This is a genomic window from Chryseomicrobium palamuruense (genome assembly GCF_042649045.1).
Lineage (GTDB): Bacteria > Bacillota > Bacilli > Bacillales_A > Planococcaceae > Chryseomicrobium > Chryseomicrobium palamuruense.
Window position 1 is genome coordinate 1 of record NZ_JBHSEF010000002.1, and the last position, 15544, is coordinate 15544.

The window sequence follows — 15544 nt, forward strand, 5'->3', positions numbered from 1 at the left end:
CGTTTGAGACAACTTTTAAAGTATACCAACTTCCGAACCGGAAGTCAATAACTTTTTTCATAGTCATGTATGCCTTGCCTTAGCGACCTACTTATCATAACAAGAATAGGTCCATCCGTCAACAATGTTTTTCTAAAAAAATAAAACTAACTTATAAAATCATAAGTTAGTTTTATTTACTAGTTATTCTTCTATAGTAGAGGTCTCTGTATCTGTTGCTTCCGCCTCTGTTTCGTCAGTTGCTTCCACGCCTTCTAACAGTTCATCTTCCTCTTCTTCTTTTTGTACTTTCGCGACTGTGGCGATCTTCTCTTCTTCACTTAAACGCATCAAGCGAACGCCTTGCGTAGCTCGTCCAGTCATAGAGATATCTTCTACAGCCATTCGGATTAACATGCCTTGAAGAGTGATTAGCATCAAGTCTTCCGATCCATCTACTGTCTTCAACGCACTTAACTTCCCGTTCTTCTCCGTGATCTGGCATGTCTTGATACCATATCCTCCACGAGATTGAAGACGGTACTCAGAAGCTGCCGTACGTTTTCCGTAGCCGTTTTCCGTCACAACCAGAACTTCTTGGTCTTCGCGTAAAATTTCCATACCGACGACGAAGTCACCTTCACGGAGTTTGATTCCGCGTACGCCACCTGCTGTACGTCCCATTGATCGAATATCTGTTTCTTTGAAACGAACCGAACGACCCTGATGCGTTCCAATGATGATATCTTGTTCGCCGTCTGTACGTCGAACCGCCATCAGCTCATCTTCTTCCCGAAGCGACACCGCAATCAATCCATTCGTGCGAATGTTCGCGAATGCCGTTACCGGTGTACGTTTCGTCACACCTTCACGTGTCGTGAAGATGAAGTATTCCGTTTCTTCAAATGAAGACATCGGAATCATGGCCGTCACGTGCTCATCTCGTTCAATGTTCAATAAGTTGACGAGTGGTAAGCCTTTTGCTGTACGTCCATACTCGGGAATTTCGAAGCCTCGTGCACGATAGACTTTCCCTTTGTTTGTAAAGAACAGGATCGTATCGTGTGTCGACGTGTTCAGTAAGTGTTCCACGAAGTCATCTTCGTTGGTTCCCATACCTTGCACACCTCGGCCACCGCGACGCTGACTGCGGTATGTGTTGACCGGTAAACGTTTGATGTAGCCTTTATTTGTTAATGTTAGGACCGAGTTTTCTTCCGGAATGAGATCTTCATCTTCCATGATTTCTGCGCCACCAGCCATGATCTCCGTACGGCGAGCATCGGAGAACTTATCACGAATCTCCATTAACTCTTCACGGATAATTTCAATAACGCGGTACTCATTTTCAAGAATGAATGTCAATTCTTTGATCAATTCAATCAAACCATTGTATTCTTCTTCAATCTTATCGCGTTCGAGTCCTGTTAGACGTTGGAGACGCATATCAAGGATGGCCTGTGCTTGACGCTCAGAAAGCTCAAACTTCTCCATTAAGCCACGTTTTGCTTCATCTCCAGTTTGAGATGCACGGATGAGTGCGATGATCTCATCGATGTGATCGAGTGCAATACGTAAGCCTTCCAAAATGTGTGCACGGTCTTTTGCTTTATTCAAGTCGAACTGTGTACGACGACGAATGACCACTTTTTGATGCTCAAGATAATGGTAAAGAGCTTCTTTCAAGTTCAACACTTTTGGCTGGTTGTCGACGAGAGCCAACATGTTCACACCAAAGCTTGTTTGAAGTTGTGTTTGTTTGTATAGATTATTGAGTAGAACGTGCGTGTTGGCATCTTTACGTAGCTCGATGACAATACGCATCCCATCTCGGTCAGATTCATCCGCCAAGTGAGTGATGCCTTCAATTTTCTTATCACGCACAAGCTCGGCGATTTTTTCAATGAGACGAGCTTTATTGACTTGATACGGAATTTCTTTGACGATGATGACTTGTTTGCCACTCGCCTTCTCTTCGAATTCGACTTTGGCACGCGTAATGATGGATCCGCGACCTGTCTCGTACGCGCGACGAATTCCACTACGTCCTAAAATGATTCCACCTGTCGGGAAATCCGGACCAGGAATAAATTCCATCAGTTCATCAATCGTGATTGCAGGGTTTTCCGCAAGTGCAAGAACCCCGTCAATCACTTCACCTAAGTTATGAGAAGGGATGTTGGTTGCCATCCCTACGGCGATTCCGGAAGCTCCGTTGACGAGTAAGTTCGGATATCGGCTCGGTAAAACCGCTGGCTCTTTCTCTTGGCCATCGTAGTTATCTTTATAATCGATTGTATCTTTGTTAATATCGCGCAGCATTTCCATCGCGATTTTGGACATACGGGATTCGGTGTAACGCATCGCCGCTGCTCCATCACCATCAATAGACCCAAAGTTCCCGTGACCATCGACAAGCATGTAACGGTAACTGAAATCTTGTGCCATACGTACCATTGCATCGTAAATAGAGGAGTCGCCGTGAGGGTGATATTTCCCCATTACGTCACCGACGATACGCGCTGACTTTTTATATGATTTATCCGGTGTATTTCCGAGTTCTTGCATTCCATAAAGAATACGGCGATGCACCGGCTTTAATCCGTCTCGTACATCTGGTAACGCACGTGAGACAATAACACTCATCGCGTAATCAAGGAACGATGTTTTCATCTCGTTACTGATATTGATCCCTCTTACGCCTTTATTCGGTACTTCTGACATGCTGGTTGACCTCCCATTCTTTCCTCACCTAAACGAAATCACACATCTCGCCTAAGCAACAGACGAGATGTGGAGCTTGTTGTTAAATATCTAGATTTTTCACATACACAGCGTTGTCTTCAATGAACTGACGGCGTGGTTCCACATCGTCTCCCATTAACTGTTCGAAAACTGAGTCTGCTTCAAGCGCATCTTCTAAGTTGACTTGCAGCAATGTGCGGTACTCTGGATCCATCGTTGTCTCCCAGAGTTGATTTGCGTTCATTTCCCCAAGACCTTTGTAACGCTGAACGTTTGGTTTTGGCTGCTTCGGAAGACGATCAAGGATCGCTCGAAGCTGATCATCGCTGTAACAGTATTCAATATGCTTTCCTTGCTTCACTTGATAGAGTGGTGGCTGTGCAACATATACATAGCCCGCTTCAATCAGTGGACGCATGAAACGGAAGAAGAACGTAAGGAGCAAGGTCCGGATGTGGGCACCATCGACGTCCGCGTCTGTCATAATGACGACTTTATGGTAACGTGCCTTCTCCAGATTGAATTCTCCGCCAATTCCTGTCCCAAGTGCGGTAATCATGGCGCGGATCTCATTGTTTCCTAAGATACGGTCGAGACGTGCTTTTTCGACATTCAAGATTTTCCCGCGAAGAGGCAGGATCGCTTGGAAGTGACGGTCACGACCTGATTTTGCTGAACCACCTGCAGAGTCACCCTCTACGATGTACAGTTCGCTCTCTGCTGGATTACGAGATGAACAGTCGGCAAGTTTCCCTGGCAAGCTCGATACTTCAAGAGCAGACTTGCGTCGTGTAAATTCACGTGCTTTCTTCGCAGCGACACGTGCACGAGCAGCCATCATTCCTTTATCGACGACTTGACGTGCAACCGATGGGTTTTCAAGGAGGAAACGCTCAAACCCTTCCGAAAACAAGCTGTTAGTGATTTGACTGACCTCGGAGTTTCCGAGCTTCGTCTTCGTCTGCCCTTCGAACTGCGGATTCGGGTGCTTGATGGAGATGATGGCTGTTAGCCCTTCACGCACATCGTCCCCTGTCAAATTGGTTTCAGCATCTTTTAAAATATTATTTTTACGTGCGTAGTCATTGATGACACGAGTCAACGCGGTTTTAAATCCGGACTCGTGCGTTCCGCCTTCGTACGTATTGATGTTGTTCGCAAAAGAGAAAATGGCCGCATTGTAACCTGAGTTATATTGCATGGCAATTTCAATGGCAATGCCTTCTCGTTCTGCCTCTACAAAGATAGATTCATGAATAGGCTCTTTTTTCGCATTCAAATGTTCGACATACGATTTGATTCCGCCTTCGTAGTGAAATGTCTTTTTCTGTTCTTCCCCTTCACGCTCATCTTGGATCGTAATCGCAAGACCACGGTTCAGGTAGGCCAGTTCACGGATACGGTTTGCTAGAATATCAAATTCATAGACTGTCGTTTCTGTGAAGATTTCAGGATCGGCTTTGAAACGTGTCGTTGAACCTGTTGCGTCTGCGTCGCCAATCACTTTCAGCGGCTGTGTCACAGCTCCACGTTCGAACTTGATTTCATGGACTTTGCCGTCTCGTTTAACGATGACTTCTGCATGCTCAGAAAGAGCATTCACAACGGACGCACCTACTCCGTGGAGACCGCCGGATACCTTGTATCCTCCGCCACCGAATTTTCCACCTGCGTGGAGTACCGTCATGATGACTTCAACAGCAGGTTTTCCCATCTTTTCGTGGTTGCTGACTGGAATGCCTCGACCGTTGTCTTCTACGCGAATCCAGTTGTCTTTCTCAATCGTTACCGTGATGTGGTCACAGTAGCCGGCTAATGCTTCATCAATGGAATTGTCTACAATTTCCCAGACTAAATGGTGGAGACCTTTTGAGCTGGTCGAACCGATATACATCCCAGGGCGTTTTCGAACAGCTTCTAATCCTTCTAATACCTGAATCTGATCCGCATCATACGATGTTTGAATTTCTTTTTCTTCCATTGCCAAGTGACTCACCTACTCTTTCTAATTGGCACATCTATTCCACATGTGATTTTTCTTTGATCGAACCATGTTCCACATGAAACAATTTGGCTTGCTGTACGACCTCATGCGTGAGGCCATCTATATTGGTTGTCGTGACAAATGTCTGGACTTTATCTTGAATTGTATTTAATAAGTGTGTCTGCCGAAAGTCATCGAGTTCAGATAATACATCATCAAGCAGAAGAATCGGCGGTTCGCCCACTTCCTGGTGAATCAATTCAATCTCCGCAAGTTTTAACGACAAAGCGGTCGTCCGTTGCTGACCTTGAGAGCCATACGTCTGGATGTCGTAGCCGTTGACGATAAACTGCAAGTCGTCGCGGTGAGGTCCGTATAACGTCGTTCCTCTATGGAGTTCATTCCGCTTCGATTTTTCAAGCTTATCGATCAGTTGCTGCTTCCATACGTCCGTTGGTGCATCTAAGTCCAGTCCGGCAGTCGACTGATAGACAATGTTTAGCTGTTCGAGACCTCGGGAAATACCATGGTGAATAGGCTCTGCCCATGTTTGCAAGAGCTTCATAAACTGCATGCGCTTTGCAATCACCTTTACGGCAGCCTCGACGTATTGTTCGGTATAAATGGAAAAGGTCACATCATCGAACGAAGGTTTTCCTTGGTTCTGTTTCAAGATGTGGTTCCGCTGTTTCAAAATTTTCTGGAACTGCAAAAGGTCATGCAAATACACAGGTGATATCTGTCCGATTTCCATATCTAAAAATCGTCTTCTCACCTGCGGACTTCCTTTTACAAGATTCAGATCTTCCGGTGCAAACATCACCACATTCATCTGACCGATATAATCGCTCAATCGAGATTGTTCGAGATAATTGACCTTCGCTTTTTTCCCCTTTGAGGAAATGGTTAATTCAAAAGGGACAGGTCCATATTTTTTATGAACATCACCTTTAATTTTACCATAATCCGCGTCCCAACGTATTAATTCTTTATCGTTTGACGTGCGGTGTGATTTCGCCATCGCAAGGACATAAATCGCTTCCATCATGTTCGTTTTGCCCTGTGCATTTTCACCAAGGAAAACATTTACATGCTTTGAAAATTCTGCTTCTGCCGTCTCGTAGTTTCGATAATTAGAGAGCGCTAGCGATTGGATATGCATATTAGGCTTCAGGTCCAATCAGCTTAAATTTGCCGTGCTGAGGAATCAGGACGACATCTCCTGTACGTAATTTTTTCCCGCGGCGATCTTCTGCTTCTCCATTGACGAAAACCGTGTTCATCTGAAGAAAAGGTCGTGCCATCCCGCCGGAATCAATTGCGCCAATCATTTTCAGCATTTGACCGAGCGTAATATACTCCGAATCAAATCGAATTTCATTCATCGTTCGATACCCACTCTTTCTAAAAGTCATTATCACTCCATTTTACCTTATTTTGAGGGATAAGTAAAAGGAGCAGCCCGGTTTGGGCTGCTCCTTGTTTTGGGTTAATACGTTCGTACAGGAAGAATAAGTTGCAGGATGGCATCATCATGTGCAGATTTCAAAATAAACGGGCGCATCACGCCTGTAAATTGAATCTGAACGTCATGCCCTTCAATCGCTTTTAGGGCATCCATCATGTATTTCGCACTGAAGGAAATGACTAGCTCTTCCCCTTCGATTTGTTCTGCCAGCACTTGCTCTTCAACTTTTCCGATTTCCGGAGAGTTTGAAGAGACTTCCACAGCGGACTGACCTTGTGTAGTGAAACGGACTACGTTGTTGCGGTCTTCTCTAGCAAGTAGTGACGCACGGTCGATTGCCTGGTGAAGCGCGCGACCATTTACCACAACAAGTGTCTTATGTTCAGACGGGATCAGGCGGCTTGTGTCCGGGTAGTTCCCTTCAAGCAGACGAGAGTAAAACAACACGTTCCCCGCTTTGAAGAGAATCTGTTGAGACGTCAAGACGATCTCCACTGGATCACTGTTGTCTTCCAAAATTTTGTTCAGCTCATTCAAGCTCTTCCCTGGAATGACGGCATTGTAGGCCTCCGACGGACCATTTTCAAGTTTTGTCGAGCGTCTTGCTAAACGGTGGCTGTCTGTTGCGACACACATTAATTCGCCGTCTTTAATCTGCCAGTTCACCCCTGTCAGTACAGGACGGCTTTCAGAAGTCGACACAGCAAAGACCGTCTCACGAATGATCGATTTCACCAGTTCAGCAGGTATCGTAAACGATTGGTCCTCTTCCATTTGAGGAAGGAGTGGATAATCGTTCGCATCTTGTCCGATTAAGTGAAACTCGGATTTTCCAGATCGGATATCTGTCTGGAAGTTATTTTTTACTTCAATCATCACATCATTGGTTGGCAACTTACGAACGATCTCATTAAAGAAACGCGCTTGTAAAACGATGGAGCCAGTTTGAGTCAGCTGGACAATCTGTTCCCCATCTTCTTCCACCGGAATGAATGTTTGAATCGTAATATCCGCGTCACTTCCTGTAAGGTAAATTCCCTCTTGTTTCGCTTCAATCTTGATTCCCGTTAGGATTTGGACAGTAGTTTTTGAGCTTACCGCTTTCATGACATTATTTAATGCCTCGAGTAAGCGATCTCGCATCACTTCAAATTTCACGCTGAAATCAGCTCCTAATATACATATTTATTTTAAATAAAGAATATAAGTAATAGTAATAGGCACTGTGAATATGTGTATAAGTGCATTTTCCCTTAGAAAAACCTAATTATCCACATGTGCGTAACTTGTTTGTAAGTCAGTCATTAAAAAAGGAGTTATCCACATTATCCAGATGAACGTCCGAGCAGACTCTTGATCTGTTTAATTTCATTCTTTAATGTCTCATCCGTTTTTAACAGTGTCGAGATTTTTTCAGTCGCATGAATCACTGTTGTGTGATCACGACCTCCAAACTCTTCCCCAATCTTCGGCAACGAAAAATCGGTTAACTCACGTGACAAATACATTGCAATCTGGCGTGGGTAGGCAATGGATTTTGTACGTTTCTTCGCAGAAAAATCCTCTAAGCGTATATGGTAATGCTCTCCCACCACTTTTTGAATGTCCAATATGGTGATAGCACGTGTACGATTGTTCGGCATGATGTCTTTCAAAGCTTCCGCTGCCAAGTCGACACTGATATCCCGGTTAATAAGAGAAGAATACGCGACGACACGAATGAGCGCGCCTTCAAGCTCACGGATGTTGGAGTCAATTTGATTCGCAATATACATCATGACGTCATTGGAGATATCAATTCCGTCAGCACGTGCTTTTTTACGAAGAATCGCAATACGTGTTTCAAGGTCCGGTGGTGAGATATCTGTAATAAGTCCCCATTCGAAACGTGAACGCAAGCGGTCCTCTAGTGTCGGAATCTCTTTTGGCGGACGGTCACTCGAGATGATAATTTGTTTCGATTCTTCATGCAATGCATTGAATGTATGGAAAAATTCTTCTTGTGTTGATTCTTTTCCAGCAAGGAATTGAATATCATCTATTAGCAAGACGTCTACATTGCGGTATTTATTGCGGAAATGCACGGTCTTGTTATCACGGATCGAGTTGATGAACTCATTCGTGAATTTTTCAGACGACAAATACACCACTTTGGCATTTGGATTGTGCTCTTGTACATAATGTCCGATGGCGTGCATCAAGTGGGTCTTTCCAAGTCCTACGCCCCCATAAATAAACAGAGGATTATATGCTTTAGCAGGTGCTTCAGCGACAGCAAGCGAAGCTGCATGGGCAAAACGATTTCCTGAACCGATAACAAATGTATCAAACGTGTATTTCGAGTTCAGCATGCCTGGTGAGAAATCAGGCTGATCATCTTGAGATACAGTTGGCTTAGGAGCCGGTATATCAAACTCTTCGAGGTTCTGATCTTTCGGAACGACGAAGGAAATCATCGCTTCTTTGCCCGTTAATTCGTGCAATATGGCTGCAATCTGGTGTACATAATGGATTTCAAGCCAATCGCGTGCAAATGAGTTCGGGGCAGCGATGGTAAGGGTGTCTTGTTTATAGGAAAGCAGTTTCGTAGACTTCAGCCATGTTTCAAAGCTAGGTTTAGAAACTTGTTTCTCCATTTCTTTCAGAACTTGACCCCAGAGTTCCTCTAAATGCTCCAACTAGGTTCCACTCCTTTCTCTTTATACAAACAATTTTATAAAAAAGCTTAAAAACACCTGTCATATTTCGACAGGGTGCATAAAAGTATATAAACTTATTAACAAATGCTGAGAGCTGTGGATAAAACTTTACACACACTGTGAAATATATTATCCACACTTTACTCACACATGTGGATAACTCAATTAAGCACATTTTTTATGTACAGAGTAAAACACAATTAGCATATCATTTTTCACTAGTACTGACAAGACTTGATTGAACTTATCCACAAAGCCTGATTTATACACAATCACAGTTGTCCACAGGGTGGTATATGTGTAAAACCTGTTTGTAAGGGATGTTGATAACTTAGATTTGTGATTTTACCTATTCACATCGAAAATTGCAAGTTCTTGTCGACGCTGTGGATAACTCCTGGGGATGCTCGAGGTAAAGTTGAAATTCGCCGTTGACATTTCAGACGAGATTTCAGTATAATAGTCAAGACTGTCTAGAGATATTTAAGAATAGTCAAAGCAGGAGGTGTTTTACACAATGAAACGTACATTCCAACCAAATAAACGTAAACGCAGCAAAGTTCACGGTTTCCGTGCACGTATGAGCACAAAGAATGGCCGCCGCGTATTAGCTTCACGCCGTGCTAAAGGAAGAAAAGTATTATCAGCATAAGTCCACTGAACCTTCAGTGGATTTTTTTTTAGTATATTTAGATGTGGAGCAGGCTCGCTCTGAAATTCTGTCAAATGACAGCGTGGACAGGGAGGCGTTCTTTGTCTCAATGGCCGCGATGGCATTTGGCGTGGATTTCAAGCCTGCGCAACTCGATTACTACTAGATGTGGAGAACGCTCTTTCAGAAATCCAGAGCTAAGACGGGGGCTCCAAAAATGCGCACTTTGCATTTCTGGAGGTCACGGCTTAGTGAAGGGGTTTCTAGCGTTCGCAACTCGATAACTCTAGATGTGGAGCAGCCTGCTCCAGAAACTTCGATAAAATCAGGCGTACCCGAAGAGGCGTCCTTTGTCTCATCGGGTGCGACTGATTTTTGAGTGTGTTTCTAGGTTGCGCAACTCGATAATGCTAGATATGAAGCTACCCGAGCGACCATTCATTAGCCATGAAACGAGTTTTATTAGCCATGAATTTCAATTAATTGGCCATGATTCGTCTTCCATCAACCACAACTGGTATTATGGAAACTGCTCGGCAAAAAAGAGTGCACAGCTATGCACTCTACACCCCACATATATAAAGGAAGGTCACGATCCATGAACAATAAACAGCGGATCAAAGACAACAAAGAATTTCAGCAGATCTTTAAAAAAGGGACCTCGTATGCCAACAGACAGTTTGTCGTTTACGTCCTTCCTACGGAAAAACCTTATTTTCGAATCGGCCTATCGGTCAGCAAGAAAGTAGGGAACGCCGTCACGCGGAATCGGATTAAGCGATACATACGCCAAACCTTTCTTGAGCTGAAAGACGATGTTCAGCCCGCCAACTATATTATTATCGCCAGAAATCCGGCGGCCACATTCGATTTTCATCAGACAAAAAAAAGTCTCGAACACGTTTTACAAATCGCAAAAGTATATCGAATGAATGGTAAGATGAAGAAAAGATAAATCAGGGGGATTCAAAAGGTGAAAAAGAAATTTCTTTTAGCTCTGCTCGTCATGACAGTCTTATTTCTAGCAGGGTGTACAGAATTTAACGATCCGATCTACGATGAATCGACAGGTTTCTGGAACGAATACATTGTATGGCCTCTCGTTTCCGCAATAACCTATTTTAAAAATCTGTTCGGAACATACGGACTCGGGATTATCGCCGTAACCGTTATTATCCGAATAGCGATTTTACCGCTGTTAGTTAAACAGACGAAAAGTTCGAAAAAGATGCAGGAGATTCAACCGGAGTTAGCGAAATTACGTGAAAAGTACAGCTCAAAAGATGCGCAAACACAGCAAAAATATCAAGCGGAAATGATGGAGCTCTTTAAAAGTAAAGGCGTTAATCCAGCAGCTGGATGTTTACCTGTACTAATTCAAATGCCAATCTTAATTGGGTTCTACCACGCAATTAGCCGAATGAATGCAACACCTGAAATCAATTTAGGTGACTTCTTGATTTTCCCATTGGCAGAGCCAAGTGTGACGCTTGCTATCTTAGCGGGTGTATTCCAATTAGTCACATTGATGACAGGTCCTGCAATGGACAACCCACAAATGAAAATGATGATGTACATCATGCCGTTCATGATTGTCGGATTCGGATTGATCTTACCATCCGCATTGACATTGTACTGGGTAATCGGGAATATCATTTCACTGATTCAAAACTTAGTCATTTACAAGCCTTGGAATAAACCAAAGGCGGTTCCAGTTGAAACGGGAGGGAAAAAGAGATGAGATCCACCACGCAAACTGCAGCAACAAGTGAACAGGCAATTCAACAAGCATTAACGGAGCTTGGAATTCGTCGTGACCAAGCTTCCATTAAGATTTTAGATGAAGGTAAAAAAGGCTTTCTCGGTCTTGGAGCGAAGCCTGCAGTTGTCATCGTGAGTGTGAAAGAAGAAGAAAAGACATCCGTCCTGACTCCTTTATCATCTGAACCAGAATCAGCATCAACTCCAGTTGTTGAAACGCTTTCCCAAGAAGAACCAGCTGAAGAACCGGTCGTTGATCATCAGGAAGAGCTGACACAACCGGACGTGGTCGAAGATACTATACCGGAAGTGGAAGCAGAAGATGATCGCAGTGCATCCAATGCGCAGGCGATCGAAGAATCCATTGCTTATATGAAACAAGTGACAGAAGGTATGGGCATTGACGACCTAGACGTTACGTACGAAGTCGAAGGGAAATACGTTCACTTCCAACTGAACAGCAAGAAAGCCGCTCAACTGATCGGCAAACGCGGACAGACATTGAATGCATTTGAAAATCTTGTACAGCTTGTTGCGAACAAGTACTCTGGCAACTTCATGATCGTGAAGATGGATGTCGAGAACTACCGCGAGAAGCGGAAAGAAGCACTCGAACAGTTGGCAGAACGGATGGCAGATAAAGCACGTCGCACGGGTGAACGGGTTGAATTCGAACCGATGAATGCGTACGAACGCAAAATCATTCACCATGCACTGTCTACGCACGTTGACATCGATACGTACTCGGTCGGAAAAGATCCAAACCGTTACTTAGTGATTGAACCGATGCAATAACAAAAGCAAGCCCCTCGAGGGCTTCTTTTTTTGTCTATTTTCAGAAGCTCAGCAACTAGAGTTTTCCACAAAAATATGCTATTGTAATAAGTTAGTGAGTCGAAAAACCGGAAGCTTATCCACTTGTGGATAAGTAAGCAAAAGAGGAGAGACAATCGATATGGAATTTGATACAATTGCAGCCATTTCTACACCACTGGGAGAAGGTGCGATTGCCATTGTTCGCCTGAGTGGTCCAGAGGCGGTTTCAATTGCAGATCGCGTATTTCGTTCTCCCTCTGCGAAACAATTAACCAAAGCCCCAACACATACCATTCACTACGGCCATCTGGTGCATCCTGAAACAGAAGAAATCGTGGAAGAAGTCATGGTGTCCCTCATGCGGGGGCCCAAGACATTTACGCGTGAAGATGTCATAGAAATCAACTGTCACGGAGGCCTTGTGACTGTGAACCAAGTGTTGCAGCTGGTCTTGCAAGGCGGAGCACGCATGGCAGAGCCTGGAGAGTTCACAAAACGTGCCTTTTTAAATGGACGAATTGACCTGTCGCAGGCGGAAGCTGTCATGGACCTCATCCGAGCGAAAACAGATAAAGCCATGAACGTGGCACTCGGACAAATGGACGGACGCCTGTCCCGCTTGATTCAGTCGTTGCGTCAAGCTCTTCTCGAGACATTGGCGCAAGTCGAGGTCAATATCGACTATCCAGAATACGACGATGTCGAAGAAATGACCATTCCGCTAATGATTGAAAAAGGGACATGGGTCAAAGAAGAAATTCAAAAGTTACTAGAGACCAGTGTGCAAGGAAAGATTCTAAGAGAAGGCCTTGCGACAGTGATTGTTGGACGCCCGAACGTCGGAAAATCTTCGTTACTCAATAGCCTGATTCAAGAAAACAAAGCTATTGTCACAGATATTGCAGGAACCACGCGGGATATTATTGAGGAATATGTCAATGTACGCGGTGTACCGCTGAAATTGGTGGATACAGCGGGGATTCGAGAGACGGAAGATATCGTGGAACGTATCGGTGTCGAGCGCTCACGCAAAGTGTTGAAAGAAGCTGATCTGATTCTTCTCGTGATGAATCACGCAGAAACCATTACAGATGAAGATAGACGCCTCATTGAAGCGACACACGGTATGGAAACAATCGTTATCGTCAATAAGACCGATTTAGAAGGTCAACTAGACTATAAGGAGCTCGAAACCCTTGTCGGTCATCGTCGCATCGTCACGACCTCTATTTTGCAAGATGAGGGCATTGACGAGCTGGAAAAAGAGATTGCGGCGTTATTCTTCCAAGGGGGAATGCAGAGTGGGGACGCGACCTATGTGTCAAATGCCCGCCACATTGCCTTGCTTCATCAAGCAAAAACAACCATACAAGATGCTCTGGACGCCGCAGAATCAGGTGTGCCAGTGGATATGATTCAAATAGATGTTACTAGAACGTGGGAAATACTTGGAGAGATCGTCGGGGATACAGTAGAAGAAAGCCTGATTGATCAACTCTTTGCCCAGTTCTGCCTCGGGAAATAAGAAGAGAAAAGAGGAACTACCCATGCGAACGTTTGAAGCCGGAAACTATGACGTGATTGTCATCGGTGCTGGACACGCTGGTGTTGAAGCAGCACTTGCTGCAGCCAATATGGGTGCCAAAACACTGGCACTAACCATTAACTTAGATATGATTGCCTTTATGCCATGTAACCCGTCTGTCGGAGGACCGGCAAAAGGGATTGTTGTCCGCGAAATTGATGCGCTAGGCGGAGCGATGGGGAAAGTGATTGACCGCACCCACATCCAAATGCGTATGCTAAATACAGGGAAGGGACCTGCTGTTCGTGCATTACGTGCACAGGCAGACAAAGTCCTTTACCAACAAGAGATGAAACGTCTGATGGAGGAACAGCCAAATCTGTCTGTCCACCAAGCAGTTGTTGAAGAACTGATTATTGAAAATGAAGAAGTGACAGGTGTAATCACACAAGTCGGTGCTATTTATAAAGCAAAAACCGTCGTTATTACAACAGGTACATTCCTACGCGGTGAAATCATTATTGGGGACTTAAAGTATTCATCAGGTCCAAATAATCAACAGCCGTCTATTAAATTAGCAGATAATTTACGTGACCTAGGCTTTGACTTAGTCCGTTTTAAAACAGGGACACCACCACGGGTGAATTCCAATACAATTGATTACTCGAAAACTGAAATTCAGCCGGGTGATGACGTTCCTCGTGCATTCAGCTTTGAAACAACGGAGTTCATTGTGGACCAACTTCCATGTTGGTTGACATATACAGGAGAGCAGACGCATCAGATCATCGAAGAAAATCTTCACTTGTCTCCGATGTACTCTGGGATGATCAAAGGGACAGGCCCGCGTTACTGCCCATCGATTGAAGATAAGGTCGTACGTTTTAACGATAAACCGCGTCACCAAATCTTCCTGGAGCCAGAAGGGCGCAACACGAAAGAAGTCTATGTACAAGGGCTTTCAACAAGCCTTCCTGAACACGTTCAACGTCGTTTACTCGAGAGCATTCCAGGACTTGAAAAAGCGGAAATGATGCGTGCAGGCTATGCGATTGAATACGATGCAATGGTTCCTACACAATTGTGGCCAACGCTTGAAACGAAAAAAATTAAAAACCTCTATACTGCCGGTCAGATCAACGGCACGTCTGGATATGAAGAAGCAGCAGGTCAAGGACTGATGGCAGGTATCAATGCAGCACGCCGAGCAAAAGGGGAAGATGAAGTCGTTCTTAGCCGTTCAGACGCTTACATCGGTGTGCTCATCGATGATTTAGTGACAAAAGGAACAAATGAACCATATCGTCTCCTCACATCTCGTGCAGAATACCGCCTCTTATTGCGTCATGACAATGCCGATCTTCGTTTAACGGACCTGGCACACCAAATTGGACTCGTTTCTGATGAACGTCACGCACGCTTTACAGCGAAAAAAGAAGCGATTGAAAACGAATTGAACCGACTTCGTTCGATCATTATTAAGCCGAATGAAATGACGCAAGAATTGATTCGTTCGGTAGGTGGTAGTGAACTAAAAGATGGAATTCGTGCAACGGATCTTTTGAAACGCACAGAGATGAACTATGACTTGGTTGCGCAACTTGTTCCTTCTGAAGTTGAATTAACGGAAGATATTAAAGAACAGATTGAAATCCAAGTGAAATACGAGGGGTATATTGAAAAGTCTCTTCAACAGGTCGATAAACTGAAGAAGATGGAAAATAAAAAAATCCCTGAACAGATTGATTACGATGCCATCTCAGGACTGGCAACTGAAGCACGTCAAAAATTAAAAGAAGTCTTGCCGCTTTCCATTGCTCAAGCTTCTCGTATTTCTGGTGTCAATCCGGCAGACATCTCGATCCTTCTTGTTTACATTGAACAAGGTCGAATCGCGAAAGTCTCAAGCTAAGGA

The 15544-nt window shown here is 44.3% G+C and carries 12 protein-coding genes; 6 read left to right on the plus strand and 6 right to left on the minus strand.

Annotated features, from left to right (window positions below; all coding sequences use genetic code 11):
• Nucleotides 1-183: 183 nt before the first annotated feature.
• From gyrA to dnaA, 6 genes are all read right to left on the minus strand, one after another.
• Nucleotides 184-2703, minus strand: a complete 2520-nt coding sequence (gene gyrA, locus ACFO0S_RS00030; protein ID WP_378138900.1) for a DNA gyrase subunit A — start codon at nt 2701-2703, stop codon at nt 184-186.
• An 82-nt stretch (nt 2704-2785) separates the two neighbouring features.
• Nucleotides 2786-4705, minus strand: coding sequence for a DNA topoisomerase (ATP-hydrolyzing) subunit B (gene gyrB, locus ACFO0S_RS00035; RefSeq protein WP_378138954.1), 1920 nt, complete (start codon nt 4703-4705; stop codon nt 2786-2788).
• Nucleotides 4706-4742: 37 nt separating this feature from the next.
• Nucleotides 4743-5870 (minus strand): DNA replication/repair protein RecF, encoded by a 1128-nt coding sequence (recF, locus tag ACFO0S_RS00040; RefSeq protein WP_378138902.1) that lies wholly within the window; start codon nt 5868-5870, stop codon nt 4743-4745.
• A 1-nt stretch (nt 5871) separates the two neighbouring features.
• Nucleotides 5872-6093, minus strand: a complete 222-nt coding sequence (gene yaaA, locus ACFO0S_RS00045) for a S4 domain-containing protein YaaA (RefSeq protein WP_378138904.1) — start codon at nt 6091-6093, stop codon at nt 5872-5874.
• A 104-nt stretch (nt 6094-6197) separates the two neighbouring features.
• Nucleotides 6198-7334, minus strand: coding sequence for a DNA polymerase III subunit beta (dnaN, locus tag ACFO0S_RS00050; RefSeq protein ID WP_378138906.1), 1137 nt, complete (start codon nt 7332-7334; stop codon nt 6198-6200).
• Nucleotides 7335-7501: 167 nt separating this feature from the next.
• A complete protein-coding gene (gene dnaA, locus ACFO0S_RS00055; RefSeq protein ID WP_378138908.1) occupies nt 7502-8854 on the minus strand; it encodes a chromosomal replication initiator protein DnaA in 1353 nt (450 codons plus the stop codon).
• Nucleotides 8855-9392: 538 nt separating this feature from the next.
• On the opposite strand from dnaA, the gene rpmH reads away from it, so the two are divergent.
• The 6 genes from rpmH to mnmG all read left to right on the plus strand — a co-directional run bounded on the left by rpmH (nt 9393) and on the right by mnmG (nt 15541).
• Nucleotides 9393-9527, plus strand: coding sequence for a 50S ribosomal protein L34 (rpmH, locus tag ACFO0S_RS00060; RefSeq protein ID WP_094941861.1), 135 nt, complete (start codon nt 9393-9395; stop codon nt 9525-9527).
• A gap of 598 nt (nt 9528-10125) precedes the next feature.
• Nucleotides 10126-10482: a ribonuclease P protein component gene (gene rnpA, locus ACFO0S_RS00065; RefSeq protein WP_378138911.1), complete on the plus strand. Its 357-nt coding sequence runs from the start codon at nt 10126-10128 to the stop codon at nt 10480-10482.
• A 51-nt stretch (nt 10483-10533) separates the two neighbouring features.
• The gene (yidC, locus tag ACFO0S_RS00070; RefSeq protein WP_378138956.1) at nt 10534-11268 is read left to right on the plus strand and encodes a membrane protein insertase YidC; all 735 of its coding nucleotides are present in this window, start codon (nt 10534-10536) and stop codon (nt 11266-11268) included.
• Nucleotides 11265-12083, plus strand: a complete 819-nt coding sequence (gene jag, locus ACFO0S_RS00075) for an RNA-binding cell elongation regulator Jag/EloR (protein ID WP_378138913.1) — start codon at nt 11265-11267, stop codon at nt 12081-12083. The genes yidC and jag overlap by 4 nt, the downstream gene beginning before the upstream one ends.
• Nucleotides 12084-12243: 160 nt before the next feature.
• Complete coding sequence (mnmE, locus tag ACFO0S_RS00080) at nt 12244-13629, plus strand: tRNA uridine-5-carboxymethylaminomethyl(34) synthesis GTPase MnmE (RefSeq protein WP_378138915.1); 1386 nt, start codon at nt 12244-12246, stop codon at nt 13627-13629.
• A 22-nt stretch (nt 13630-13651) separates the two neighbouring features.
• Complete coding sequence (gene mnmG, locus ACFO0S_RS00085; protein ID WP_378138917.1) at nt 13652-15541, plus strand: tRNA uridine-5-carboxymethylaminomethyl(34) synthesis enzyme MnmG; 1890 nt, start codon at nt 13652-13654, stop codon at nt 15539-15541.
• Nucleotides 15542-15544: the final 3 nt, after the last annotated feature.